Source organism: Sulfitobacter sabulilitoris (genome assembly GCF_005887615.1).
Taxonomy (GTDB): Bacteria; Pseudomonadota; Alphaproteobacteria; order Rhodobacterales; family Rhodobacteraceae; genus Sulfitobacter_E; species Sulfitobacter_E sabulilitoris.
This window is the reverse complement of sequence record NZ_VANS01000001.1, coordinates 354,887-381,636: the sequence shown is the minus strand read 5'-3', so window position 1 is coordinate 381,636 and position 26,750 is coordinate 354,887. Positions and strand designations below refer to the sequence as shown.

Below are 26,750 nucleotides of genomic sequence, written 5' to 3'. Positions count from 1 at the left end.
CCGTTGCAAGTCAAGCCAGTGCCTCGAGCCGGGCCACTTCGGCACGCAGACCGCCGGCCAGGTCCTCGGCAAAGCGCGACAGGCGCAGATTGCGCTGATCGTCGGCGTGGCGAATAAGGTAGAAGGCGCGCCGCAGGCTGACCTGGTCCATCAGGATCCTGCGCACGCCCGGCGTCGCCGGCAGCGAGAAATCATGCGCGACCCCGATGCCGCCGCCCTGCCGGATCCAGTTGATCTGCACCGACACGGAATTCGACGCCAGCGGCACCCGCCCGATTCCCATTTCCGACAGGTAATCCAGTTCCCGGTCGAAAATCATGTCGGGGATATAGCCCACCAACCGGTGGGCCTTCAGATCGGCCAGGCTTTCGGGGGCGGGATTGCGATCAAGATAGGTCTGCGCCGCGGCCAGGTGCAGCTTGTAATCGGTCACTTTCTGCACCACCAGCCGCCCCGCCGTCGGCGCGCTGACACCGATAGCCATGTCGGCCTCGCGGCGCGACAGGTTGAAGACCCGCGGCAGGGCGACGATCTGGATGTCGAGGTCCGGATTGTCGCGGGCGATTGCGGCGCAGACCTGCGGCAACAGGAAATTGGCGGCCCCGTCGGGCGCACCGATCCGCACCTGACCGGTCAGCCGCCCGGACGGCACCGGCAATCCGGCGGTGGCCGCGCGCATTGCCTGCTCGGCGACCTCGGCCCGCGCCAGCAATTCGGCGCCCGCGTCGGTCAGCGCATAGCCCTGCGGCGATTTCGCGAACAGCGTCGCCTGCAGGCCCTCCTCCAGCCGCGCCATGCGCCGCCCCAGCGTCGCCGGATCGAGCCGCAACAGCTTTCCCGCGCCCGACAGGCTTTCTTCCCGCGCGACCGCCAGAAACAGCCTCAGATCCTCCCAGTTCGTGTGCATCCGGTCTCGCTCCCGTATCTTTTGACCCCAAATGCCTTGGGGGAGCCCCGGCGTGCCGGGACGGGGCTGGCCCCTCGCGCGTTTTGCAAAAATGCAAGACGGTTTTGGCATCTTGCCCCTTCCCCTTGGGTTTTTGCAAGCCTACTGTCGCGCCAAACCCAATCCCAGCGGAGGATCCACCATGCAAGAGCTGACCCACTACCTGAACGGCGCACACGTCAAAGGCACATCCGGCCGCTTTGCCGATGTCTTCAACCCGGCCACCGGCGAGGTGCAGGCCCGGACCCCGCTGGCCAGCGCCGAGGAACTCGACACCGCCGTCCAATACGCGATGGCCGCACAGCCCGCCTGGGCCGCGACCAACCCCCAGCGGCGCGCGCGGGTCCTGATGAAATTCGTCGCCCTGCTCAACCGCGACATGGACAAGCTGGCCGAGGCGCTGAGCCGCGAGCACGGCAAGACGCTGCCCGATGCCGCAGGCGACGTGCAGCGCGGGCTTGAAGTCGTGGAATACTGCATCGGTGCGCCCGAACTGCTGAAAGGCGAATACACCGACAGCGCGGGCCCCGGTATCGACATGTATTCGATGCGCCAGGCGCTCGGCGTCACCGCGGGCATCACCCCCTTCAACTTTCCGGCGATGATCCCGATGTGGATGTTCGCGCCCGCCATCGCCTGCGGCAACGCCTTCATCCTGAAACCCTCCGAACGCGATCCGTCGGTGCCGCTGATGCTGGCGGAACTGCTGGAAGAAGCGGGCCTGCCCAAGGGCATCATCCAGGTCGTGAACGGCGACAAGGAAGCGGTCGATGCGATCCTGCACCACGAGGTGATCCAGTCGGTGGGCTTTGTCGGATCGACGCCGATCGCGGAATACATCTATGCCACCGGGTGCGCCAACGGCAAACGCGTGCAGTGTTTCGGCGGGGCCAAGAACCACATGATCATCATGCCCGACGCGGACATGGATCAGGCCGCCGATGCGCTGGTCGGCGCAGGTTACGGTGCCGCAGGTGAACGCTGCATGGCAATCTCGGTCGCCGTGCCGGTGGGCGACGATACCGCCGACCGCCTGATGGAAAAGCTGGTGCCGCGTGTCGAAAAGCTAAAGGTCGGGCCCTATACCGCGGGCAATGACGTGGATTACGGGCCCGTCGTGACCGCCGCGGCCAAGGCCAATATCGAACGCCTGGTGCAGACCGGCATCGACCAGGGCGCCAAACTGCTGGTCGATGGCCGCAACTTCAACCTGCAGGGATACGAGGACGGCTTTTTCGTCGGCCCGCACCTTTTCGATCACGCGACCAAGGACATGGACATCTACCAAAAGGAGATCTTTGGCCCTGTCCTGACTTGCGTGCGCGCGCAATCCTACGAAGAGGCGCTGGGTCTGGCGATGGACCACGAGTACGGCAACGGCACAGCGATCTTTACCCGCGACGGCGATGCGGCGCGCGATTTCGCCAACCGCATCAACATCGGCATGGTCGGCATCAACGTGCCCATCCCGGTGCCGCTGGCCTACCACACCTTTGGCGGCTGGAAGAAATCGGTCTTTGGCGACCTGAACCAGCACGGGCCGGACGCGTTCAAGTTCTACACCCGCACCAAGACGGTGACCGCGCGCTGGCCCTCGGGCATCAAGGACGGCGGCGAATTCTCCATCCCCGTGATGGAGTAACCAGCGCTCCGATGCAGGCTCCGCAGGATCACAAACAGCGCGAAATGCTGTATGATGGTGCTGCGGGCCACCACGGCTTTGGGCTCGCGCAAAACGGGAGCATGTCCAATGCTTATGATCACACGCCGCAGTGCGGTTCTGGCCCCACTTGCCGCCGTATTCGTCCCGACCCCTGCCCGCTCCGCCCTGCGCCACGAGGTCGTCATCCGCAACATGGCCTTTCAACCGGCGAGCCTGTCGATCCGGCCGGGCGACAGCGTCACCTGGGTCAACCGGGGTCTGTCGCGCCATACCGTCACCGGCACGCAGGGACGCTGGAACACGGGCGTCCTGCCGCCCGGATCGGCAGCGACAGTCACCTTTACCGAGTTGGGAACACACGCATATTTCTGTTCGATCCATCCCTCGATGAAGGGCAGAATAATCGTCAATTGACGGGCTGCACGCCGGTCTGGTTTCGGCGGGATGGTCTTGCGCGCGGGCGATACCGGGCGCGGGAAACCGCCCGCATCTTGCGCTGCGCGCACCGCTCTGTTCAAGTGACCCATCGCGCGCAGGAGACGTCACGACATGCAGACTGAATTCACGATGGGGATCGAGGAGGAGTACCTCCTCGTCGACAAGGACAGTCTTGCGCTGGCCCGCGCGCCGGATGCCTTGATGGAGGCGTGCCGCGCCGATCTGCAGGATCAGGTGAGCCCGGAGTTTCTGGACTGCCAGATCGAGATCGGCACCCGTGTCTGCAAGACCATCGCCGAGGCCCGCGCCGACCTGCGGTATCTGCGGGCCACTGTGGCGCGCCATGCCGCCGACCACAATCTGGCGCCGATCGCCGCGTCCTGCCATCCGTTTTCGCGCTGGCGGGCGCAGTCGTTCACCCAAAAAGAGCGCTATAGCGACCTCGAGGCGGACCTGGCCGGGGTAGCGCGCCGGATGCTGATCTGCGGAATGCATGTGCATGTGGGCGTCGACGACGACAGCCAACGCGTCGATCTGATGCCGCAGCTCAGTTATTTCCTGCCGCATCTTCTGGCGCTGTCCACCTCCTCGCCGTTCTGGCAGGGGCAGGATACCGGCTTGGCGTCCTACCGGTTGTCGGTGTTCGACAACATGCCGCGCACCGGCCTGCCCCCCGAGATCAGCAGCTGGGCGGCCTACGAGCGCACCACCGGAACGCTGATCGATCTGGGCGTCATCGACGATCCCACGGAAATCTGGTGGGATCTGCGGCCCTCGCACAGTTATCCGACGCTCGAGACGCGGATTTGCGATGTCAGCCCCCGGATGGAGGACGCATTGTCGATCGCCGCACTGACGCAGGCGCTGGTGCGCAGGCTGGTCCGGCTGCGCGACGAGAACATGCGCTGGCGCGACTACGACCGGTTCCTGATTTCCGAAAACCGCTGGCGCGCGCAGCGCTACGGCATCACCGAACCGCTGATCGACTTTGGCGAACGCAGCCTGCGCCCGTTCGCCGCCCTGCTTGACGACATGCTGGAACTGGTCGCACAGGACGCCGATCAGCTTGGCTGCCGCGCCGAGGTCGAGCGGCTGCGCATGATCGTCGAGGCCGGCACCAGCGCCACCCGTCAACGCAGCGCCCATGCGCAGGCATCGGGCGACGCCACCGCGCGCGGACAGGCCGTCGTCCGCCACCTGATCGAGGAGTATCACGCCGATCTGTGACGCCCCGCCCCCATCACACCATCACCTGACGTACACGTAAGACCCGGAGGAAACCCCGCAATGGATTTTGCACTGACCGAAGAACAAACCGCGATATTCGATATGGCCCGCGCCTTTGGGCAGGAGCATATCGCACCCCACGCGCGCGCCTGGGAACGCGAGGGGACGATCCCGAAGGAGTTGTGGCCGCGCATCGCGGAGCTTGGCTTCGGCGGGCTTTACGTGTCCGAGGAGGCGGGCGGATCCGGTCTGAGCCGGCTGGACGCGACGCTGGTGTTCGAAGCGCTCAGCATGGCGTGCCCGTCGGTCGCGTCGTTCCTGTCGATCCACAACATGTGCGCCAAGATGATCGACACTTTCGGATCGGACGCGTTGAAGGACAGGGTTCTGGACGACGTGCTGTCGATGAAGACCGTGCTCAGCTATTGCCTGACCGAACCCGGGTCCGGATCGGATGCCGCCGGGCTCAAGACCAAGGCAGTGCGCACGAACGAAGGCTACACGCTCAACGGCACCAAGGCGTTCATCTCCGGCGGCGGGTATTCCGATGCCTATGTCTGCATGGTGCGGACCTCCGATGACGGGGCGGCGGGCGTGTCCACCGTCTTTGTCGAGGATGGCACCGAGGGGCTGAGTTTTGGCGGCCTGGAGGAAAAAATGGGCTGGCGCAGCCAACCGACGGCGCAGGTGCAATTCGACAATTGCCACATTCCTGCCACAAATCTGATCGGAGAAGAGGGCAAAGGTTTCAAATATGCGATGATTGGCCTTGACGGTGGGCGGCTGAACATTGCCGCCTGTTCGGTGGGCGCGGCGCAGACCGCATTGAGCGCCACGCTGACCTATATGGGCGAACGCAAGGCTTTCGGGCAAAGCATCGACCAGTTTCAGGGCCTACAGTTCCGACTGGCCGACATGGAGATCGAATTGCAGGCCGCGCGCGTCTTTCTGCGGCAGGCGGCCTGGAAGCTGGACACCGGCGCGCCGGATGCGACCAAGTTCTGCGCGATGGCCAAGAAATTCGTCACCGAGGCCGGCAGCCGCATCGTGGACCAGTGCCTGCAACTGCACGGCGGCTATGGATACCTGGCGGATTACGGGATCGAAAAGCTGGTGCGCGATCTGCGGGTGCACCAGATCCTGGAAGGCACAAACGAGATCATGCGCGTGATCGTCGCCCGCGACATGCTCAAGAATCGCTGAGGCCGGATATGAGCGATATAGACATCCGCATCACCGGGCGCGCGGGCCGGATCACCCTGACCCGTCCGCACGCGCTCAATGCCATGACCTATGCCATGTGCCTGGCCATCGAAGATGCGATGGACACGTGGCGCGACGACCCGGAGGTGGCCGTCGTCGTGATCGACGCCGAGGGCGACCGCGCCTTTTGCTCTGGCGGCGACATTGCCGAACTATACGCGACCGGAACGAAGGGCGACTACGACTACGGTCGCCGGTTCTGGGCCGATGAATACCGGCTGAACGCCAAGATCTTCGACTACCCCAAGCCGGTGGTGTCGTTTCTGCAGGGCTTCGTGATGGGGGGCGGTGTCGGCATCGGCTGTCACGGCTCGCACCGCATCGTGGGCGAAAGCAGCCAGATCGCCATGCCCGAATGCGGGATCGGGCTGATACCGGACGTGGGCGGGACGCTGATGCTGGCGCTGGCACCGGGGCGGTTGGGCGAATACCTTGGAACGACCGGCACGCGGATGGACGGGTCGGATGCGATTTATGCAGGTTTTGCAGATCATTACATGCCGGAGCTAAAGTGGCCGGACGCCAAGGCGCTGCTTGAGGACACCGGCGATGTCGGGACGCTCGTCGGCTTTCATGCCGACGCCCCCGCCAGTGCGCTGGCGGCACAACAAGACCAGATCAACAGCCATTTCGCGGGCGAATCCCTTGGTGACATCCTGCGCAGCCTGCGCGCCGACGATGGCGCCTTTGCGACCGGGACGCTGAAGACGCTTTCGCGCATGTGCCCCTTGTCGATGGCCTGCACCGTCGAGCTGGTTCACCGTTTGCGCGGCCCCTCGATCAGCATCGCCAAGGCGCTGGATCTGGAATACCGCTTTACCTACCGTGCGATGGAGCATGGCGATTTCCTTGAGGGGATCCGCGCCGCGATCATCGACAAGGACCGCAGCCCGAAGTGGCAATATGCGGATATGAACGTGCCCCCGGTCGCGACGGCCAGAATGCTGCAACCCCTGGGCAAGGCTGCACTGAATTTGGAGGACAAACAGATGACCACCCTCAAGATCGGATTTATCGGACTGGGAAACATGGGTGCGCCGATGGCCGCGAACCTCGCCAAGGCGGGGCACGACGTCGCCGGATATGACAGCGCGGGCGTGAGCGCCGAAGGTGTGGCACAGGCCGCGAGCGCCGAGGAGGCCGCGCGCGACGCAGATGTGGTCATCACGATGCTGCCGAACGGCCAGATCCTGCGCAGCGTGGCCGAGCAGATCATCCCGGTGATGAAGCCCGGCGCCGCCTTTGTCGATTGTTCGACCGTGGACGTGGAAAGCGCCCGCGCTGTGGCGCAAGACGCCGAAGCCGCCGGGCTTCTGGCCGTTGACGCACCGGTGTCGGGCGGGGTCGGCGGCGCTGCGGGCGGCACGCTGACCTTCATGGCCGGCGGCAGTGACGCGGCTTTTGCCAAGGCCGAACCGCTGTTTGACATCATGGGCCAGAAGGCGGTGCATTGCGGCGCATCGGGTGCGGGCCAGGCGGCCAAGATCTGCAACAACATGATCCTTGGCGTGACCATGATCGCCACCTGCGAGGCCTTTGCGCTGGCCGACAAGCTGGGGCTGGACCGGCAAAAGATGTTCGATGTCGTCAGCACCTCGTCGGGCTATTCGTGGTCGATGAACGCCTATTGCCCGGCGCCCGGCGTGGGGCCGCAGTCGCCCGCCGACAATGACTACAAGCCCGGTTTCGCGGCGGAACTGATGCTCAAGGATCTGGGGCTGAGCCAACAGGCCGCCGAAGCCGTCGATGCCGATACCCCGATGGGTCAACTGGCGCGCGCGCTCTATGCGCAGTTCGTCGAGCAGGAAGGCGGCAAGGGCATGGATTTCTCGGCCATGCTGCCGCGGTTCGAGAAACGCACCCGGGACGACGGGTGACGGATTTCCGCCTGCGCATCGGCGGGAGCGCGCCGATGCGCACGAAGCCGTGAAACGATATCGGCGCGCAATGAGTTATACCCTTGAAAGTTAAGGAGTGATCCAATGCGCAGATACATGATACCCGCCGTGGCCCTGATGGCCGCCATGACCCTTGTTCCGGCGGCCCAGGCAGGCCCAAAGGGGTGCCCGCCCGGCCTGGCCAAGAAAGCCGTGCCTTGCGTGCCGCCCGGACAGGCCAAAAAGCACTATTCAAAGGGCAAGCACAAGGATGGCTACTATAGCGACCGCTACGACCACGACCGCTATGATGATTACGACGACGACCGCTACCGCGAAGGGCGCTACCGTCGGGGCGACGTGATCCGCCAAGGCGACTACGTGATCATCCGCGATCCCGGCCGGTACGGTCTTGATCCCTACGGCACCTATTACCAGGCGCGCGGCGGTGTGTACCGTGTCGACCGCGACACGCGCGAAATCCTCGATCTGATCGGGGCTGTGACCGCCATCCTGAACTGACGCCGGTCATTGCGCCACTGGCCGTGATCCTGATCGAAGGGTCACGGTTGCCAGCCGCTTTCGGGGACAGGCCCCGACAGAGGCCTGCGCGCTGCGCCGCTTTATCCGGCCACGACCAATCGGTAGCCGCAGTCGAGTTCGTCCCGCTCCGACAGATGCGCGTAGCGATCCGCCCAGGCGCCGCTTTCCAGGTCTGCCGCGAGCCTTGCAACCTCGGCGGACACATCGCCCAAGGCCCAGAAAGGCGACATGGCGGCCCGCACCCTGTCGTCGAGATAGGCCGCCGGACGCCGCCAGTAGGCTGCCAGAAAGCCATCCGTGCAATCATGCGGGATGGCGACGGTCGACACCGTGACAGGGCCAAGCCAGCTATGGAAATCGGCCATTTGCGGCATCTGCCCTTCGTCCAGCGTGACAAGCGCCGGGAAATAGTCAGCCAGCCAAAAGCCGCGGAACGCCGGATCGAAGGTCAGGAAAACGAGGTTTCCGCGTGTCACGCGGCGCATTTCCATGACGCCCGCCCTTTGATCTGACCAGTGGTGGATGGTCAGAACCGCCATCGACGCATCAAACGACCCGTCGGCAAAGGGCAGGTGTTCCGCCCTGCCCTGCACCACCGTCGCGGCTGACGCTGGGCGCTGGCGGATCATCTCCGCCGACGGCTCGATCGCCGTGATCCGCCGGTTCTCCGGCTCGTAGGATCCCGCACCCGCCCCGACGTTCAGAACGGTTCGGGCGTCGCCCAACGCCCGGTCGATGGTGCGCGCAAGGCGTGGGTCAGGCTGCCGCAGGTTCGCGTAATTGAGGCCGATCTTGTCGTATAAAACACGCATCGCGAAGCCTATGCCGATTTGGGTACGGGTGTCACCGCACCACGACCGCCCGCGCTCGGATCATTCCGCCGCGACCTTGCTGCGCGGTTGCAGCATCGGCTTGAGGTATTTGCCGGTGTAGCTGTCGGCGACCTCGGCCACCTCTTCGGGCGTGCCGGTGGCCACCACACGGCCACCGCCATCGCCGCCTTCGGGGCCGATGTCGATGATGTGATCGGCAGTTTTCACCACGTCGAGGTTGTGTTCGATGACGACCACCGAATTGCCCTGATCAACCAATTCATGCAGCACTTCCAACAGCTTGCGCACGTCTTCGAAATGCAGGCCGGTGGTAGGTTCGTCGAGGATATAGAGCGTGCGGCCAGTGGCGCGCTTGCTCAGCTCCTTGCTCAGCTTGACGCGCTGCGCCTCTCCGCCCGACAGGGTCGTGGCCTGCTGGCCGACCTTGATATAGCCCAGTCCCACGCGCATCAGCGCATCCATCTTCTCGCGGATGGATGGCACCGCCTGAAAGAAGGTCTGCGCATCCTCGACCGTCATGTCCAACACGTCGGCGATGCTCTTGCCCTTGAACTTGATCTCAAGCGTTTCCCGGTTGTACCGCGCGCCCTTGCAGGTTTCGCATTCCACGTAGACGTCAGGCAGAAAGTGCATTTCGATCTTGATGACACCGTCGCCCTGACAGGCCTCGCAGCGCCCGCCCTTGACGTTGAATGAAAACCGCCCCGGCTTGTAGCCACGCGCCTTGGCCTCCGGCAGACCGGCGAACCAGTCGCGGATCGGGGTGAAGGCGCCGGTATAGGTCGCGGGGTTGGAGCGCGGCGTGCGCCCGATGGGGCGCTGGTCGATGTCGATCACCTTGTCGAGGTGTTCCAGCCCCTTGATCGTCTCGCAGGGCGCGGGCGTCTGACGCGCCCCGTTGAGGCGCATCGAGGCGGTCTTGAACAGCGTCTCGATGGTCAGGGTGGATTTGCCGCCACCCGACACGCCGGTGACGCAGACGAACTTGCCCAGCGGGAAATCGACGGTGACGTCCTGCAGGTTGTTTCCGGTCGCCTTGACGACCTGCACCTTCTTGTTCTTGCCTTTGCGCCGGGTCTCGGGCACGGCGATTTCGCGCGCGCCGGTTAGATATTGCCCGGTGACGGAATTGGCATCGGCGGCGATCTGCGCCGGTGTGCCGTGGCTGACCACCTGCCCGCCGTGCACGCCGGCACCCGGACCGATATCGAACACGTAGTCCGCCTCGCGGATCGCCTCTTCGTCATGTTCGACGACAATCACGGTGTTGCCCTGATCGCGCAGGTTCTTGAGCGTGCCCAGAAGCCGGTCGTTATCGCGCTGGTGCAGCCCGATAGAGGGCTCGTCGAGCACATAGAGAACACCGGTCAGGCCCGAACCGATCTGGCTGGCCAACCGGATCCGCTGGCTCTCGCCGCCCGACAACGTGCCACTTGAACGTGACAACGTAAGGTACTCCAATCCAACGTTATTCAGGAATCCAAGACGCTCGCGGATTTCCTTGAGAATAGCGCGGGCGATCTCGTTCTTCTGCTGGCTCAGGCGGTCGGGAACGGTGTTGCACCAATCGAACGCCTCCTTGATGGACATCTGCACCACGTGACCCACGTGCAGGTCGGCGATCTTGACAGCCAGCGCTTCGGGCCGCAGGCGGAACCCCTCGCAGGTGCCGCAGGGGCGGTTGTTCTGGTAGCGCTCGAATTCCTCGCGCACCCAGGAACTGTCGGTCTCGCGATAGCGGCGGATCATGTTGGGGATCACCCCCTCGAACACGCGGCTGACGTTGTAGACGCGCCCGCCCTCGTCATAGCGAAAGGCGATTTCATCCTTGCCCGACCCATAGAGAAACACCTGCTGGATCTTTTCCGGCAGGTCCTTCCACTTGGTCGACTGCTTGAAGCCGTAATGCTTGGCGATGGCCTCGATGGTCTGCAGGAAATACGGCGACTTGCCCTTGCGCCACGGGGCGATCGCGCCATCGGCGATCTTGAGGTTCTGATCCGGCACGACCAGGCGTTCGTCAAAGAAAAGCTCGACGCCCAGACCGTCGCAATCGGGGCAGGCCCCGAAGGGCGCGTTGAACGAGAACAGGCGCGGCTCGATCTCAGGAATTGTGAAGCCGCTGACAGGACACGCGAATTTCTCTGAAAACGTGTGGCGCTCGGGGTCGCCCTCGCTGGGGGCGGTTTCCAGGATGGCGATGCCGTCGGCCAGATCGAGCGCGGTGCGCAGGCTGTCGGCCAGCCGCGTCTCCAGACCCTCGCGGACCACGATACGGTCCACCACCACGTCGATGTCGTGGCGGAATTTCTTGTCGAGCGTCGGCGGCTCGTCGAGTTCGTAGAACGCGCCGTCGACCTTGACGCGCTGGAACCCCTGCTTCCTGAGTTCCAGGAACTCCTTGCGGTACTCGCCCTTGCGGTCGCGCACGATCGGCGCCAGCAGATAGGCGCGCGTGCCCTGCTCCATCGTCATGATGCGGTCGACCATGTCCTGCACCTGCTGCGCCTCGATCGGCTTGCCGGTGGCGGGCGAATAGGGCGTTCCCGCGCGGGCATATAGCAGGCGCATGTAGTCGTAGATTTCCGTGACCGTGCCGACCGTGGACCGCGGGTTCTTGGAGGTCGTCTTTTGCTCGATGGAGATCGCGGGGCTGAGGCCGCTGATATGATCGACATCGGGTTTTTGCATCATGTCGAGAAACTGCCGCGCGTAGGCCGACAGCGATTCGACATAGCGGCGCTGACCTTCGGCATAGATCGTGTCGAAGGCGAGCGACGATTTGCCCGACCCCGACAGGCCGGTGATGACCACAAGCTGATCGCGCGGAATGTTCACGTCGATGTTCTTGAGATTGTGCTCGCGCGCGCCACGCACTTCGATGTGTTTTTGCTCAGCCATCACATGCCCCCGGGTTAACGATCTAGACATAGGGTGGCTGGCGGGATTCTCCAACGTAAAAAACGGAACGTACCGCGAACACGGACGCTTCGACGCAGCGACACCACCCGAATGCGCGCCTATCGCGGTGCGGCATGGACCCGGTCTTTGGATTTGGACCGACGATCCCCGGCAGATAGGCGCCCGCTTGGGAACCACAAGGCGACGAGAGTTGATTTTTTGCGACCCCTGGTAGAACCTTCCGTTGCGTAAGCCATGCGCTGTATTTTCCAAAGGAGATTTCATCATGCCACAAGACGAGACAGACCCGATGGGCGCCGCCAAGTCCAACACGCGATTTCGCGCCTATGCCAAGGCCTTGAGTTACAAATTGCCCGACGGCACCCCCCTAAGCGATCACACCTGGGCCAGCACCGATGAGCCGGGAGTCTGCTGGCCGGCGTTGGGCGGTACGGACAAGAGTTTCTATTGTGGGCCCAAGCGGTGGAGCGACGGGAAATACACCCCGCCCAAGGGCAGCCGTCTGCTGCCTGAAAACGGCACCGGCAGCATTCAGCGGGCAAAATACCTGGGCGATCCGATGCGGACCACCTTCATGAAGATCCCCTGCTCTGCGGGGATCGTCTATGCGGTGCACGGGGTTTGCCACGAAATCACCAACCGGATCCTGTACCATACCGGCGCCACGGTGCGGCAGGCCAAGCAGTATAACGTCACCAAGGCGTTTTACGGCGTTTACGGCACATCGATCCCGGCGTTTGTCTGGCTGACCGCGCTGGCGCCCGTGGCAACCGCCGTACAGGCCAAGATCTGTTGGGACTGGAAACAACGCAAGAAGAAGAGCGGCAAGCTGAAGATGGCGCAGCCCGGCGAACGCAGCCTGCCGATGATGGTGGACGACCTGCACGACCGTCTGGACGCAGCCGAACTGATTACGCGGTCCGCCCAGATCGACGCGCATCAGGCCGAAATCGAACTGATGCTGCGCGACGAATTGGGCGACGCCATCTCGGATGCCGAGATCCGCGAGATGCAATCGGTCTATGCGCACCTCGACAGGCGCGCCGACATTCCGCAGCAGGCCTCCGACACGGTGCCGCTGACGGCCGCTCCGGAGTTCGACCCGGTCGAACTTGCGATGCAGGCCAAGCCGCACGTCAAGGAGGCCATGAACGGCTTTGCCGATGCCATCGGCACCAAGAACTACACGACCCTGTTTGGCCAGCAGCCCGGCGACTATGTCAGTTTCATCAATCCCGAGATGTTTCGGGCCTGATGCGCCACCCGCGCCCGCAGCATCCGGTGCGGGCGCAGAGAGGTCACATGTGAATGACGCGCCCGTAAGCGTCCAGCACGCTTTCGTGCATCATCTCGGACAGGGTGGGATGCGGAAAGACCGTGTTCATCAGGTCTTCCTCGGTGGTTTCAAGCTGTCGGCCCACGACGTAGCCCTGGATCAGTTCGGTCACTTCCGCGCCGACCATATGCGCGCCCAGCAATTCGCCGGTCTTGGCGTCAAAGACAGTCTTGATCATGCCTTCGGGTTCGCCCAGGGCGATCGCCTTGCCATTGCCGATGAACGGAAAGCGCCCGACCTTGATGTCGTATCCCAATTCCTTGGCCTTGGCTTCGGTATAGCCCACGCTGGCGACCTGCGGATGGCAATAGGTGCAGCCCGCGATGCTTTCGGGTTTGACGGGGTGCGGATGACCGCCGGCGATCAATTCGGCCACCATCACGCCCTCGTGGCTGGCCTTGTGCGCCAGCCATGGCGCCCCGGCGATGTCACCGATGGCATACAGGCCATCGACCCCGGTGCGGCAATATTCATCGGTCACCACGTGGGTGCGGTCGATCTTGACGCCCAGATCTTCCAGCCCGAGGTTTTCGACGTTGCCGACGATCCCCACGGCGCTGATCACGGTGTCGAAATCGTGCTTTTCGACCTTGCCGCCCGTCTCGATATGGGCGGTGACCTTGCCCTTGCCCCGGTCAAGCTGCTTGACCATGGCCTTTTGCATGATCTTCATGCCCTGTTTCTCGAAGGCCTTTTTGGCAAAGGCCGAGATTTCGGCGTCTTCCACCGGCAGAACGCGGTCCATCACCTCGACCACGGTCGTATCGGCGCCCAGCGTGTTGTAGAAGCTGGCGAATTCGATGCCGATGGCGCCCGACCCGATGACCAGCAGTTTTTTTGGCATGTGCGCGGGTTGCAGCGCGTGCTTGTAGGTCCAGACCAGGTCGCCGTCCGCCTCCAGCCCCGGCAGTTCGCGCGCCCGCGCGCCGGTGGCCAGCACGATGTTCTTTGCGGTCAGCTCCTGCGCGCCCTTGTCGGTCTTGACGCTGACCTTTCCCTTGCCGGTGATCTTGGCCTCGCCCATCACGGTCGTGACCTTGTTCTTCTTCATCAGGTGGCCGATGCCGCCCGACAACTGGCCCGCGACCTTGCGCGACCGCTTGACCACCGCATCCAGATCGTAGCCCACGTTGTCGGCCTTCAGGCCGAATTCCTTGGCCCGGTGCATCAGGTGAAACACCTCCGAAGAGCGCAGCATCGCCTTGGTCGGGATGCAGCCCCAGTTCAGGCAGATCCCGCCCATGTGCTCGCGCTCGACGATGACCACCTTGAGGCCGAGCTGCGCCGCGCGTATGGCGGCGACATAGCCGCCCGGCCCCGCACCGATCACAATCAGGTCAAAGGATGTTTCAGCCATGGGATGTCCTCGCACGTGCGCCACTGGAAATTAGTTTACCGTTAAACCAATTCCACCCGCCCGGCAACATTCGCCGGTGCGAAATCCCTGGCCGGATCAGGCGGCTTCGCCCTGAAGGGCGCGCAGCGTGGAGCCATAGCCGCCGTGGCTGACGTAGTCGGCCTCGAGCGCGGTATGGGCGCGGTGCAGGGCGTCGTTGCGATAGGGAAAGCGGCCAAAGCGTCGGATGACCTCGCGGTGGGCGCGGGCATGCAGCAGGTTGCCATCCCCCTTCGCCGACATGCGGTCGCACATCAGCCGGACGCAGCGGTCCTGATCGCAGAGGTTTTCGGAGTGCATCAGCGGAAGGTAGAAGAACTGCCGCGCCGGTTCGTCGATCGTCATGTCCCAGCCTTTCGCGATGGCCGATTTGGCCACGGCCAGCGCCGCGCGGTCGGTGGAAAAGGCGCGTCCTTCGCCGCGGAACATGTTGCGCGGAAACTGATCCGTCAGGATGATGTAGGCCAAGGCTCCCGCCGGGTACGTCAGCCAGAGCGAGTACCGCCCCTCGGTCGCCCCGATCCAGGCATCGTGGAACCGCGTGCGGATCTCTTCGTCGAGGGCGGCGTCGGTTCTGTACCAGCCGTCGGGTCCGATCGTGTCGAGCCAGAATTCGAGAATGTCGTCGGGTCGTGTCATCGCGGGTGTCCTTGCGTCGTCGTTCTGTAACAAGTTAATGAAATCCTGATCTGTCTATCCACTCACGAATTGCGACAAATGCAACAGCCAGAGGCATTTACGCAGCGTTTTCGCCCGACTGGTCGGATTCGATGACGTATTCCTGTGCAAATCCCACCGCGACCGAGGTCGAAGACGGCGTCACGGCCACGTAGCTGGATGTCTCGTCGGACGGAACGGATGGGCGACGGGTGGAGCGATAGGCAGCATATCCCACAAGCGCCAGAAACAGCACCGCGGTGAACAGGTAGAAGCCCCCCGGCCCCGCGAAATCCATCATGTAGCCAGTTATGATAGGACCAGAAATCGCGCCCAGACCGTTGATGAAGATCAACCCACCCGAGGCCGCGGCCATGTCCTCGTGTTGCAGGAAGTCGTTGGTGTGGGCGATGAGCAGCGAATAGAGCGGGTTCGACATGCCGCCTACGACAAAGGCCGAGATCAGCAAAAACGTGAACTGATGGCCCATGGCCATGCCGAGGAAAGACCCTCCGGCGCCGATCGCGGAGACAATGATGACCAGGAACCGTCGGTCCATGCGGTCGGAAATCCAGCCGATCGGGTATTGCAGCACAACCGAGCCGACAAAGAACGTCGCCACGAAGGTCGAGATCTGCGCGACGCTCAGCCCCGCCTTGGCACCATAGACCGACGCCATACCGAATTGCGCCGAAAAGATCCCGCCGAGCAGGAACATCCCCACGCAGCCCAGCGGCGAAAAATTCATCAGCGCGCGCAGGCTCATCGGCTTGGTGGTGTCGAAGGCCGGTGTCGGGCTGATCGACAGCAGGACCGGCGTCACGGCGATGGACACCAGCACCGACGGGATCACGAACAGCACGTAGCCCGAGGGGTCCGCCGTCAGCAAGAGCGCCTGGCTGACCACGATGCCCGCCGTCTGGACGATCATGTACAGCGACAGCGCCTGGCCGCGCGTGCCGTTCGTGGCGGCATTGTTCAGCCAGCTTTCGGCCGTCACGTAGACCGCCGAAAAGCAAAACCCGATCAGCACCCGGCCGATCGTCCAGAGCCACGGCTCGGCAAAGGTGGGATAGAGAATCATCACCGCCGAGATCATCGACGCCAGCGCGGCAAAGACCCGCACGTGACCCACCCGGCGGATCATCCCCGGCGCCATGCGCGAGCCGCCCAGAAAGCCCACGAAATAGGCCGACATCACGATCGACATCTGCAGCGTGGAAAAGCCTTCGATTTCGCCGCGGATGCCCAGCAGCGTGCCCTGCATGCCGTTGCCGATCATCAGCAGCCCCATGCCAAGAAGCAGGGCCCAGGCGCTAGATAAAACCTGCAGCATGATAGGGATCTCCGGTCTGGTCGGGCTCAGAGGCCTTCGGGGGTACAACGTGAGGCGACACCTGACGTGTTGCGCCGGCCCTGTCGGGCCAGGTCGCGACCTAAGGCGTCGGTTTCCGCCTGTCACGCCCGGCCGGCAAGAGCAAGGAGGCATCGCCATAAGAGAAGAAACGATACCGCGCGGCGATGGCGTGCGCATAGATGTCACGCACGGCCTGTTGGCCCATCAGCGCCGAAACAAGCATCATAAGTGTCGATTTTGGCAGATGAAAATTGGTCATCAGCGCGTCGGTCACGTGAAATTCAAAGCCCGGATAGATGAAAATATCGGTCGGTCCTTCCCACGGTTTTATGGTGCCGCCGCGGGCCGCGGTTTCGATCAGGCGCAACGCGGTCGTGCCGACGGGAATCACCCGGCCGCCCGCCGCCCGGGTGGCGGCAATCTCTGCGGCCGCGTCGGCGCTCACCTGGCCCCATTCGGCATGCATCTTGTGGGTGGTCACATCCTCGACCTTGACCGGCAGGAACGTGCCCGCGCCGACATGCAGGGTGACATGCGTAAAGGTCACGCCCATCGCCGCAAGCGCATCGAGCAGGGGCCGGTCGAAATGCAGCGAGGCCGTCGGCGCGGCCACCGCGCCGGGCGTGCGGGCGAACACGGTCTGGTAATCCTGCAGATCGCGCGAATCCGCGGGGCGTTTGGCGGCGATATAGGGCGGCAGAGGCATCGCGCCCGCCTGCGCCAGCGCCGCGTCGAAATCCTCTCCCGTCAGGTTGAAGCGCAGGTGGCCCTGCCCGTCCGCGATCCCCTCGAGCCTGGCCGACAACTGGTCGCTGAACACGATCTGCTCGTTGATCTTCAGCTTTTTCAGCGGTTTGACCAGGGCCGCCCAGGTGCCGTCGCTGCGCGGCTCCAGCAGGGTCGCTTCGATCCGGGCGCTGGTGGCGCCCTGCGCGCCGGTGCGGTGGCGCAGGCCCGACAGGCGCGCGGGAATCACGCGGGTGTCGTTCAGCACCAGCCGGTCGCCGGGGCGCAGCCACCCCACCAGGTCGGTGACCACCTGATCGGTCAGGCGGCAGCCCTCGGCCACCAGCATCCGCGCCGAGGACCGCGGGGTCGCGGGCCGCGTCGCAATCAGCTCTTCGGGCAGGTCGAAATCGAAATCGCTCAGTTTCATGGCTTGGCCTTAGCGGCCCACGCCCGGATCGACAAGCGGTGGATTGACGGGCCCCGGATCGGGCGAAGGCGCCGGTGCCTCGCCGGCTTCGCGCGGGACGGTGGGCGCGGGCGCGCGCAGGATGTCGCGGAACATGCCCGGCGCCAGAGCCGACAGCGGGTTGACCGACACCGACGGCTTGTCCGCCGTGCCGCGCAACGTGTAGTTGAACCCGAAAAGCCCCTCGCCCTTGCGGGTCAGGATGCTGCCGATCCCGTTGAGCAGGTAGACCGGCGAAATCACGCCCTGCATCTGCAGTTGCCGGGTCTGGGTGGCATAGACCCCATCCATCGACAGGCCCATCGACGGACCCACGGCGCTGGCTTGCGTCAGGGTGACGCGCGACGGGCTCAGCCGGAACTTGGCGTCGACTTCGGAGAAATAGATGCCGGTGCCGCTGAGTTCATCGAGCAGGCCCACGATGCTGATAGCATTCAGCAAGGCCGCCATTGCGGGCGCATCGGCCACCCGGACATCGCGCACGTTCAATGTTCCGTCAAAGGCGCCGCCCGATCCCACGGGCCGCAGCGTCAGACCCATCGTGCCGCCGCGCGCCTGTCGCAGCAGCCCCGAAGAGGCCAGCACGCCGCCCGCGTCCTGTGCGGTCAGTTGCACGGCGCTGCGCCCGTTTTCCGGCACCACCCGCCCCGCGACGGTCGCGCCGCCGTTGACCGCACCGGTGAAGCTGCCGTCCAGTCCGCCGCCGCTTGTGAAGTCGCCGTTCAGCGCGGTGATCGCCACCGTGTCGCTGATCTGCAGCCGCTGCAGCGCGACGGTCAGCGGGGCGCCAGGGCCGCCGGGGCCACCCGACGATCCGAATTCGGCGCGGCGCAGATCAAGCGTGCCGCCCCGCACGACGACCCGCGGCGGCACCCCCGCGCCGCGCCCCACCAGATCGATCGGCGCATCCAGCCAGTCACCTGCGCGCAAGTGCTCGAGGCGGACCCGGTCGAGCCCGCCGCCGGCGGCCAGTGTGACGGAGCCGGCAGCGCTGAGCCCCGGTGCATCGAAGGCCAGCCTGTCGATCACCGGAACCGCGCCCAGGTGCCCCGCCACCGCCAGGCTGCCCGCCGTCCCCGCCGCCTTGCGCCAGTTCAGCGGGTCCACCGCCACGCGCAGCCCCACCAGATCGGAGCGCAGATCGAAGCGCGGGGGCTGTCCCTTGGACAGGGCGATGTCGATCCGGGCGGTGCCCTGCCCGCGCACCGATCCGGGCGGCAGGGCGATGTTGAAGGTATCGAGCGTGCGCTCCGACACTTCGAGTGTGCCACTGACGCTGCTTTGACCCGCGCGGTCCGGTCCCAGCGGCTGAAGCCATGCGGCATCGAAATTCACCCCGTCGATCCGCCCCGGCCCGCCGATGCGCACCGCCTCGTTCGACGCCGTCAGCGACAGGCGCGGCGCGGCGAGCACACGGCCCGGAACGAGCCCGTCGGCGCGCACGTCGAGCAGCGTTCCGGCCACGTCGTATTCGACCGATCCGGGCGGCAATTTCGGCATCAGCGGCAGGGCGACGGTGCCCTGCAAGAGCGCCCGCCCGTCAGCGACCGTCACCGGCTGGCCCGCCTTGTCCATCACCTGCATCGGCGGCTGGTTGAGCAGCGACAGCGCGGCGGTGATGGTGCTGCGCGTGGACAGGCGCACGATGGCGGGCGCGCCGCCCTTGACGGTGACATCGGGAATGATGAACGACGATCCCGCCATATCGACCTCGCCGCCCTGCGGCGCGGACAGGGTGCCGTGATCGACCGCCAGAACAAAGCGGTTCTCCAGCAGGCTGGCATGCCCCTGCGCCGCGTCGATCACCGGAAGGGTCTTCATGACGCGGATGTCGGCGCCGTCGAAATCGAAACTCAGGTACAGACCGGCGCGTTGACCGGGCGCTTTGCGCAGCGCCACGTCGATATCGCGCAGGACGCCGCCGGACAGGTTCGCGTCCAGCCAGTCGCGGGTGCGCGGCTTGACCGCTTGCGGCCAAAGTTCAAGCAGGCGCGCGGGCGTCAGGCCGTCCATCCCCGCATCCGCCGACAGCCGCCAGCCGCCCGGATCGGCGGCAAGGGTGGCATTGGCCGTCAGCACCCCGCCCTGATCGGCGATCTGCAATCGCCCCAGCGTCAGCACGAAGGGATTGAGGGCGAGGCGAAAATCCATCTCGGCTGTGTCGATCCGCACCGCCTGTGGATAGAGGTCGGCGGGGTTGACTGTCAGGTCGGTCAGCCGGAACTGCCCGACGAGATCCCCCAGCGCCGCGCCGCCGGCAGCGGCCCTCGGCGCTTCGAGGAAGGCCTGACCCTCGGCCCGGCCCGACACCCATTGGCTGCGCAGCGACAGTTCGTCGAAGGTCAGCACCCGGGTCGCGGGATCGTAGCTGAAATAGCTGCGCGCGCCGTCGATGGGCACCGGCTTGGTCTGTGGTGTGGGTTGGATCACGCCCGACCCGATCTGGAGCGTCGCGTTCAGCGGCGCCAGCGTGCCATCCGCCGCCACACCGCTGCGCAGCGCCCCGGAAATGGGTGCGCGCAGGGCGCGCAGCCAGGCAAAGGCGGGGCCCTGCGTCGCGATGTCCGCGGCCTCGACCCCGTCGATGGTGATGCCGAAGCTGGCCGCGCGCGATCCGATGGTGCTGGCGTAGTTCGCGGCCAGGGTCGCCACGCCCGCACTGCCGCTCAGAAGCGCGAGATCGGCGGTGAGTTGCAGATCGTCGGCCGCGCGGGTCAGCAGCACGCGCCCGCCATCCACCGTCCATGCGCGACCGGCGCGGGCGTCCTCGAACCGCAGGGTCAGGGCCCGGATCTCGAGGCTGCGCAGGCTCGCCAGTCCGGGGCGTTGCAGCAGTGTATCGACCTGACCGACCAGTTGCGCGAGGTCGGCGGCCTCGCGCGCGGGTGCTTGTGGCAGGCCGCCGCCCGACAGCGCCACGCGACCATCCGGCCCGCGCCGCAGGCTGGCGAGGATGCCCGTCAGGCTGATCGCGCGCGGCTCGATCTGGCGTTGCAGCAGGGCGCGCATCGACAGGCTGGCCTTGAGTTCGCGCACTTCGACGATCGGTGTGCCGTCGGGCGCCGCGACCGCGACGTCGCGCACCCGCACGCGGGGCCGCCAGCCCTCGTCCACGACCACTTCCACCTCGCCGAATTGCACGCGCGCCTCGGGCAGGACCTGCGCCAGCCGCGTCTCGATCCGGTCGCGGGCCCAATCCGGCGCGAGGATCGGCTTGCCCAGAAGCCAGATGATGCCGCCACCGGCCACCAGCGCCAGCGCCAGCACCGTCACGAGCGACCACAGTCCGGCCCGGCGCAAGCGGGTCTTGCGCGGTCGTCGGTCCAAGGGGGCGTTGGGCTGGCTCAAGATCGGTGAAGGTCTCGTCTGTGACGGGATGGAAAACGCTGGGCGCAATCTGCGGGGCGGCCCCTTTCATCTGGCGGGGCCTGCCCTAGTATGACAGTCACATATTCACGTTCCAAGCCAAGAGAGTGCCATGCCGGAGATTTCCCAACCTGCCCCCGATTTCACCCTGCCCCGCAACGGTGGCGATGATGTGACCCTGTCGGACCTGCGCGGCGCACCGGTCGTGCTGTTTTTCTATCCGCGCGACGATACGCCGGGCTGCACCAAGGAATCCATCGGATTTTCCGATCACCGGCAGGCGTTCGCCGATGCCGGCGCGCAGGTCTTTGGCGTGTCGAAGGACAGCATTGCCAGCCATGACAAGTTCGCCGCCAAGCATGACCTGAGCGTGCCCTTGCTGTCGGATGAGCATGGCACCGTCTGCGAGGACTACGGCGTGTGGACGGAAAAGAAGATGTACGGCAAGACATTCATGGGGATCGAGCGGACCACTGTGCTGATCGACGCGGACGGCAAGGTCGCGAAGGTCTGGAACAAGGTGAAGGTGCCCGGTCACGTCGAAGAGGTGCTGGCCGCGGTGCGCGCGCTGTGAGCGATGCGGTGATGCCGCTGGCGCAGATGGCCGAGGCCGTCTTGCGCACCGCGGAGGGCCGCGAAAAGACCGCCCTGTCGCGGCGGCTGGCCGCGCAGTGGCAGGCGGCGCGCGCAGCCGGGAACGCGCCCCCGATCGGCCGCGCGGATCCGCCCCTGCATCCCGCGCGGCCCGACGCCCCCGAACTGCTGAGCCCGCGCGACGTGCCGCGCCGGCGCCCCGGCACGCCCGAAGGGCGCGTGGCGCTGCTGCATGCGGTGGCGCATATCGAACTGAACGCCGTGGACCTGCACTGGGACGTCATCGCGCGCTTTGCGCATGTGCCAATGCCGATGGGGTTCTATGACGACTGGGTCAAGGCGGCAGACGAGGAATCCAAGCATTTCAACCTGATGGCCGATTGCCTTGAGGAATTGGGCAGCCAGTACGGTGCCCTGCCCGCGCACGCCGGCATGTGGCGCGCCGCCGAGGATACCCGCGACGACCTGATGGGGCGGCTGGCGGTCGTGCCCATGGTACTGGAAGCGCGCGGGCTGGACGTGACGCCCGGCATGATAGAGGTGTTCCGCCGCGCCAAGGCCGACAGCGCGGTCGCGGCGCTGGAGACGATCTATGCCGAGGAAGTCGCGCATGTGGCCTATGGATCGAAGTGGTTTCACTTTCTCTGCGGGCGCCATGACGAAGACCCCAAGGAACGGTTTCACGCCCTGGTCGGCCAGTATTTCCACGGCGGGCTGAAGCCGCCCTTCAACGAGGAAAAGCGTGCCGAGGCGGGCATCCCGCCCGATTTCTACTGGCCGCTGGCGGTGTGACGCCGGGCTGCGACGCTGCTGGTCGCGATCCGCGATTCGCGCATGACAAAGATCAGGGCCAGGCCGCAAACCCTTGGGGTAGGCGGTTTTTTGCCCATATGCTGCATTTGGTCGCGCATTGCGGGGCGCATCGGTGAACAGGGTTGCCCCATTGGGGCGTGCTGTCTATTCACGACCCTCAAGGCGTTGTGGTTGGGGGACTGGCGCGCCGCAAGATGGGACAGGGACGAGGAAGAGCAAGTGCGCACACGCGTCGCAATCAAGATACACAGCATTCTGGAACAGTACTTTCCCGAGCGCCGGGTCTTTCTGAAATCCGACACTGACACCCGGTTCATCCGCCTGCGTCCGGGCACACAGGTCATCGCCTTTGGCGGCTGCGCGCTTTTGGTGGCCTGGGCGATCGTGGCGACCGCGATCATCCTGATGGACAGCATCGGGTCGGGCAACTTCCGCGAACAGGCCAAGCGCGAGCAAAAGACATACCAGGCGCGGCTCAACGATCTGTCGGCCCAACGCGACGGGCGCGCCGAAGAGGCGCTGGCCGCCCAGGAGCGGTTCAACGCGGCACTGGCGCAGATTTCCGTTATGCAATCCGAATTGCTGTCCTCGGAAACACGGCGCCGCGAACTGGAGACGGGGATCGACGTGATCCAGTCAACTCTGCGTGGCACCATGAAGGACCGCGAAGCCGCGCGCAGCGAACTGGCCGATCTTCAGAGCAAGATCGAGACCGGCGGCGCGGGCACCGCCAGCGCCGCACCCGCCGGCAGCACGCCCACCGATTTCCTAGCGACCGCGCTGGCCCAGACCGCCGCCGAGCGTGACCAGGTGATTGCCGATGCGCAGGACGCGTTGCTGCGCGCCGACGAGATGGCGCATCAGATCGCCCTGATGGAAGACCAAAACGACCAGATCTTTCGCCAGCTCGAAGAGGCCATGTCGGTGTCGGTTGCCCCGCTCGACAAGATGTTCCGCAGCGCGGGCATGCCGACCGACCGGATACTGGAGCAGGTGCGCCGGGGCTATTCCGGCCAGGGCGGCCCGTTGACGCCGCTCAGCTTTTCGACCCGAGGCGAGGAGCCGTCGCCCGATGCGATGCGCGCCAACCGCCTGTTGCGTCAGATGGACACGCTGAACCTCTACCGGATCGCCGCGCAGCAGGCGCCGTTTGCATCGCCGGTGAAACGCGCTTTCCGCTTTACCAGCGAATTCGGCTTTCGGCGCGACCCCAAGACGGGCGGTCGCCGGATGCACAACGGCGTCGATTTCGCCGCCTCCATCGGAACCCCGTTGCATGCCACGGCGGATGGCGTCGTGATCCACTCGGGTTGGGCGTCAGGCTATGGCAGGCTGATCAAGATCCAGCACGAATTCGGGATCGAGACCCGCTATGCGCATCTGTCCAAGCTGCGGGTGAAAGTTGGCCAAAGGGTATCGCGCGGGGACCACATTGGTGATATGGGAGCGTCAGGACGAGTTACCGGCGTGCACCTGCACTATGAAGTCCGCGTCGGTGGAAAAGCTGTCAATCCCATGATCTATATCAAGGCTGCAAACGATGTTTTCTAAGAGCAAAATCAACGAACCTGGCCCCAAGTCGGCAGAGGCGGACAAGCCTGCGGCACCCAGCCAGTCGGCCCCGGCCGCGACCAACAAGTCCAACGAATTCAAGGCCAGCGCACCCAAGGCAAAGCCGCCTGCGTCGATCCTGTCGTCGGACCTGCATGTGACGGGCAACATGAAGACCACCGGCGACATCCAGGTCGAAGGCACGGTCGAGGGCGACATTCGCGCCCATCTGCTGACCATTGGCGAAAGCGCCACGATCAAGGGCGAAGTGATTGCCGACGACGTGGTGATCAACGGACGTATCGTGGGCCGCGTGCGCGGTCTCAAGGTGCGGCTGACTTCGACCGCGCGGGTCGAGGGTGACATCATCCACAAGACCATCGCGATCGAGAGCGGCGCGCATTTCGAAGGTTCGGTGCAGCGTCAGGACGATCCGCTGAACCCCGGCGCCAAGACCACGCCGACGGCCAAGCCGAACCCCGCGTCCTGAGCGACGCGCATTTCGGCAACGGATACACAGGCGTCGCAGGGTTCTGCGGCGCCTGTTTTCTATAGCGGCGTGCCGGTTATCCCGAATCCGGCGCCGGGCTGCGGCGATCTGGGTTCGTTCCGCCCTACCGGCCGATCATCCAAGTCCCTTCGGGCCAGAAGGCATCGAAGGCAAAGGCGAACATGACATCATGCGGCACATCGCGGCCCGACGCGTCGCGCACCCGGATGCTGCCGACATCGCGCCCCTGTGCGATATTCGCGGTGTCGAGCGCCGACGCCTGGCCCGCGCGCCACGACAACACCAGCCCCGCCTCGCGCAATTCGCCCAGACGGGCCAGCCGGGTCAGCGGCCAGGCCCTGTCGCCCACCCGCACGACCCGCGCCAGCGGCGCGATTCCATGTGGCGGCGGCGCACCGTCGTACAGGAACGGTTTTGCCGCGGTGTCATAGCCGCGATAAGGGTTGCGACCATAGCTGCGGTTGAAGGCCGGTTCGACCATCACCAGCCCCTTGGGGTGCCGTTCCCGGAACGCGGCCCAGCTTTCCATCCATGTCGGCAAGGCACGCAGGGTGGTCCCGGTCAGCGTGCCCACGATGGCACGGCCCTCGGCCTGTTGCCACCAGCTCTGGGTCTCGCGGTCATACATCACCATGTCCGAATGCCGCAGCTTTCCGGTGACACCGAACCGCAGCACCCCCGCGGGCGTGCGCCGGTCAAAGGTCAGGGCCGAATTGCAGAGCGGGCAAAAGGTGATTGCGACCGGCAGGCCGGCAACGGTGTCGTTCACGATCTCGTGCCAGATCAGGTAGCGGACCGGATAGGCGCGCGGCACGGCCCCCTCGAGTTCGAGCGTGATCACCGGCTCGGTCCCGGCCAGATCGCCCGACTGCGCGGCGCTTTGGAACTTCGGCGCATCAAGCGCCGGAATGCCGTCCTTTCCCGGACCTCCGGAGCGTATTTCCGACCAGTCGGTCACGCTTGTCATGGAAAAATCGGTCTGCGGCCATTCCGATCGCCACCGCGCGGGATCGGCGACCGCAATGGCAGGCAGCAGGCATAGAAACAGGATCAGGCGAAACGTCGGCACGGCGGCACCCATGATTTGGATCCACCACAGACTGACGCAAAAAGGGCGGGCCGCAAAGCCCGCCCCACAAGAATTTGACGCAACGTGCGCAGCCCGCGCACGGGCCCGGTGCCCGGATCAGTCGATGACCGCGACGCTTTGCATCATGTCGGGCTGGCCCACGACAGCGCCGTTGGGGCCGGTGCCGCGCTTGATCGCGTCAAGCACATCGAGGCCCTGCGTGACGCGCCCCACGACGGTATACTGGCCGTTCAGGAAGGCGCCCTCGTCGAACATGATGAAGAACTGGCTGTTGGCGCTGTCGGGGTCTTGGGACCGTGCCATGCCCACCACGCCCCGTTCGAAGGGAACGTCGGAGAATTCAGCGGCCAGGTTCGGCTGATCCGATCGGCCCGTGCCTGCGCGGCGCATGTCGCCCCCCGACTTGCCGAATTCCACATCGCCGGTCTGGGCCATGAAGCCGTCGATCACGCGGTGGAACACCACGGTGTCGTAGGCGCCCGCCTGGGCCAGGTCGGTGATGCGCGCGACGTGACCGGGGGCCACGTCTTCGAACAGGTCGATGGTGATGGTGCCGTTGGCCCCCTCGCCCGCGACGGTGATTTCGATCCCGCTGGCCCCGGCGGCACCGGCGCAGGCCAGCGCCAGCGCGGAGGCGGTCAGACCCTTAAGCATCGGCGGCCACCTTGACCGAGATCATGCGATCGGGGTTCGCGGGCGGTTCGCCCTTGGTGATGGCATCGACATGCTCCATCCCCGAAATCACCTGACCGTAGACGGTGTACTGACCGTTCAGGAAATCGTTGTCCTTGAAATTGATGAAGAACTGGCTGTTGGCGCTGTCGGGGTTTGCCGACCGCGCCGCGCCGAGGCTGCCGCGTGCGTGCGGCACCTTGGAGAATTCCGCCGGCAGGTTGGGCAGGTCGGACCCGCCGGTGCCCGCCATGCGGATGTTGAAGCCGTCTTCCATGTCGCCGTGCTGCACGTCGCCGGTCTGGGCCATGAAACCGTCGATCACGCGGTGAAACGCCACGTTGTCGTATTGGCCCGACCGGGCCAGTTCCTTCATCCGCTCGACATGCTTGGGCGCCACGTCGGGCAAAAGCTGGATCGTGACGGTGCCGCCTTTCAGCTCCATCAGGATGGTGTTTTCGGGGTCTTTGATCTCGGCCATGGGGTTCTCCTGTCATTCC

The 26,750-nt window shown here is 65.1% G+C and carries 22 protein-coding genes; 11 read left to right on the top strand and 11 right to left on the bottom strand.

The genetic code is table 11. The annotated features are described in order from the left end of the window. Nucleotides 1-10: 10 nt before the first annotated feature. Nucleotides 11-907, bottom strand: a complete 897-nt coding sequence (locus FDT80_RS01750; protein ID WP_138660515.1) for a LysR family transcriptional regulator — start codon at nucleotides 905-907, stop codon at nucleotides 11-13. A gap of 181 nt (nucleotides 908-1,088) precedes the next feature. On the opposite strand from FDT80_RS01750, the gene FDT80_RS01745 reads away from it, so the two are divergent. The 6 genes from FDT80_RS01745 to FDT80_RS01720 all read left to right on the top strand — a co-directional run bounded on the left by FDT80_RS01745 (nucleotide 1,089) and on the right by FDT80_RS01720 (nucleotide 7,936). Then, nucleotides 1,089-2,588: a CoA-acylating methylmalonate-semialdehyde dehydrogenase gene (locus FDT80_RS01745; protein ID WP_138660514.1), complete on the top strand. Its 1,500-nt coding sequence runs from the start codon at nucleotides 1,089-1,091 to the stop codon at nucleotides 2,586-2,588. 108 nt (nucleotides 2,589-2,696) lie between these two features. Beyond that, nucleotides 2,697-3,023, top strand: a complete 327-nt coding sequence (locus FDT80_RS01740) for a cupredoxin domain-containing protein (protein WP_170311758.1) — start codon at nucleotides 2,697-2,699, stop codon at nucleotides 3,021-3,023. A gap of 135 nt (nucleotides 3,024-3,158) precedes the next feature. Beyond that, nucleotides 3,159-4,274 (top strand): carboxylate-amine ligase, encoded by a 1,116-nt coding sequence (locus FDT80_RS01735; RefSeq protein ID WP_138660512.1) that lies wholly within the window; start codon nucleotides 3,159-3,161, stop codon nucleotides 4,272-4,274. 60 nt (nucleotides 4,275-4,334) lie between these two features. Beyond that, nucleotides 4,335-5,477, top strand: coding sequence for an acyl-CoA dehydrogenase family protein (locus tag FDT80_RS01730; protein ID WP_138660511.1), 1,143 nt, complete (start codon nucleotides 4,335-4,337; stop codon nucleotides 5,475-5,477). Nucleotides 5,478-5,485: 8 nt separating this feature from the next. Beyond that, nucleotides 5,486-7,414: a 3-hydroxyisobutyrate dehydrogenase gene (gene mmsB, locus FDT80_RS01725; RefSeq protein ID WP_138660510.1), complete on the top strand. Its 1,929-nt coding sequence runs from the start codon at nucleotides 5,486-5,488 to the stop codon at nucleotides 7,412-7,414. A gap of 105 nt (nucleotides 7,415-7,519) precedes the next feature. After that, complete coding sequence (locus FDT80_RS01720) at nucleotides 7,520-7,936, top strand: excinuclease ABC subunit A (protein ID WP_246039800.1); 417 nt, start codon at nucleotides 7,520-7,522, stop codon at nucleotides 7,934-7,936. A gap of 101 nt (nucleotides 7,937-8,037) precedes the next feature. Here the strand turns inward: FDT80_RS01720 and FDT80_RS01715 are convergent, their stop codons facing one another. Then, nucleotides 8,038-8,769, bottom strand: a complete 732-nt coding sequence (locus FDT80_RS01715; protein ID WP_138660509.1) for a class I SAM-dependent methyltransferase — start codon at nucleotides 8,767-8,769, stop codon at nucleotides 8,038-8,040. Nucleotides 8,770-8,829: 60 nt separating this feature from the next. Further along, a complete protein-coding gene (uvrA, locus tag FDT80_RS01710; protein WP_138660508.1) occupies nucleotides 8,830-11,691 on the bottom strand; it encodes an excinuclease ABC subunit UvrA in 2,862 nt (953 codons plus the stop codon). Between the two features lie 286 nt (nucleotides 11,692-11,977). On the opposite strand from uvrA, the gene FDT80_RS01705 reads away from it, so the two are divergent. Then, nucleotides 11,978-12,967, top strand: a complete 990-nt coding sequence (locus tag FDT80_RS01705; RefSeq protein ID WP_138660507.1) for a hypothetical protein — start codon at nucleotides 11,978-11,980, stop codon at nucleotides 12,965-12,967. Nucleotides 12,968-13,010: 43 nt separating this feature from the next. Here the strand turns inward: FDT80_RS01705 and lpdA are convergent, their stop codons facing one another. From lpdA to FDT80_RS01680, 5 genes are all read right to left on the bottom strand, one after another. Further along, the gene (gene lpdA, locus FDT80_RS01700; RefSeq protein ID WP_138660506.1) at nucleotides 13,011-14,405 is read right to left on the bottom strand and encodes a dihydrolipoyl dehydrogenase; all 1,395 of its coding nucleotides are present in this window, start codon (nucleotides 14,403-14,405) and stop codon (nucleotides 13,011-13,013) included. Nucleotides 14,406-14,501: 96 nt separating this feature from the next. Continuing rightward, complete coding sequence (locus tag FDT80_RS01695) at nucleotides 14,502-15,083, bottom strand: DUF924 family protein (RefSeq protein WP_138660505.1); 582 nt, start codon at nucleotides 15,081-15,083, stop codon at nucleotides 14,502-14,504. Nucleotides 15,084-15,180: 97 nt separating this feature from the next. After that, nucleotides 15,181-16,437, bottom strand: a complete 1,257-nt coding sequence (locus tag FDT80_RS01690; protein ID WP_138660504.1) for an MFS transporter — start codon at nucleotides 16,435-16,437, stop codon at nucleotides 15,181-15,183. 100 nt (nucleotides 16,438-16,537) lie between these two features. Next, nucleotides 16,538-17,614: a tRNA preQ1(34) S-adenosylmethionine ribosyltransferase-isomerase QueA gene (gene queA / locus FDT80_RS01685; RefSeq protein WP_138660503.1), complete on the bottom strand. Its 1,077-nt coding sequence runs from the start codon at nucleotides 17,612-17,614 to the stop codon at nucleotides 16,538-16,540. A gap of 9 nt (nucleotides 17,615-17,623) precedes the next feature. Continuing rightward, nucleotides 17,624-21,001 (bottom strand): YhdP family protein, encoded by a 3,378-nt coding sequence (locus FDT80_RS01680; protein ID WP_246039799.1) that lies wholly within the window; start codon nucleotides 20,999-21,001, stop codon nucleotides 17,624-17,626. 130 nt (nucleotides 21,002-21,131) lie between these two features. On the opposite strand from FDT80_RS01680, the gene FDT80_RS01675 reads away from it, so the two are divergent. The 4 genes from FDT80_RS01675 to FDT80_RS01660 all read left to right on the top strand — a co-directional run bounded on the left by FDT80_RS01675 (nucleotide 21,132) and on the right by FDT80_RS01660 (nucleotide 24,467). Next, nucleotides 21,132-21,593 (top strand): peroxiredoxin, encoded by a 462-nt coding sequence (locus FDT80_RS01675; protein ID WP_138660502.1) that lies wholly within the window; start codon nucleotides 21,132-21,134, stop codon nucleotides 21,591-21,593. Nucleotides 21,594-21,601: 8 nt separating this feature from the next. Next, entirely contained in the window at nucleotides 21,602-22,405 is an 804-nt protein-coding gene (locus FDT80_RS01670; RefSeq protein ID WP_138661747.1) for a ferritin-like domain-containing protein, read from the top strand. Nucleotides 22,406-22,645: 240 nt separating this feature from the next. Further along, the gene (locus FDT80_RS01665) at nucleotides 22,646-23,977 is read left to right on the top strand and encodes a M23 family metallopeptidase (protein WP_138660501.1); all 1,332 of its coding nucleotides are present in this window, start codon (nucleotides 22,646-22,648) and stop codon (nucleotides 23,975-23,977) included. Beyond that, complete coding sequence (locus tag FDT80_RS01660) at nucleotides 23,967-24,467, top strand: bactofilin family protein (RefSeq protein WP_138660500.1); 501 nt, start codon at nucleotides 23,967-23,969, stop codon at nucleotides 24,465-24,467. Before FDT80_RS01665 ends, FDT80_RS01660 begins: the two co-directional genes overlap by 11 nt. Nucleotides 24,468-24,591: 124 nt before the next feature. Here the strand turns inward: FDT80_RS01660 and FDT80_RS01655 are convergent, their stop codons facing one another. The 3 genes from FDT80_RS01655 to FDT80_RS01645 all read right to left on the bottom strand — a co-directional run bounded on the left by FDT80_RS01655 (nucleotide 24,592) and on the right by FDT80_RS01645 (nucleotide 26,731). Beyond that, on the bottom strand, nucleotides 24,592-25,569 hold the full coding sequence (locus FDT80_RS01655; protein WP_138660499.1) for a DUF3179 domain-containing protein: 978 nt from the start codon (nucleotides 25,567-25,569) through the stop codon (nucleotides 24,592-24,594). A 105-nt stretch (nucleotides 25,570-25,674) separates the two neighbouring features. Further along, nucleotides 25,675-26,232 carry a peptidylprolyl isomerase gene (locus tag FDT80_RS01650; RefSeq protein WP_138660498.1) on the bottom strand — a complete coding sequence of 186 codons (558 nt, stop codon included), beginning with the start codon at nucleotides 26,230-26,232 and terminating at the stop codon, nucleotides 25,675-25,677. Beyond that, nucleotides 26,225-26,731, bottom strand: a complete 507-nt coding sequence (locus FDT80_RS01645; RefSeq protein ID WP_138660497.1) for a peptidylprolyl isomerase — start codon at nucleotides 26,729-26,731, stop codon at nucleotides 26,225-26,227. Before FDT80_RS01645 ends, FDT80_RS01650 begins: the two co-directional genes overlap by 8 nt. Nucleotides 26,732-26,750 lie beyond the last annotated feature (19 nt).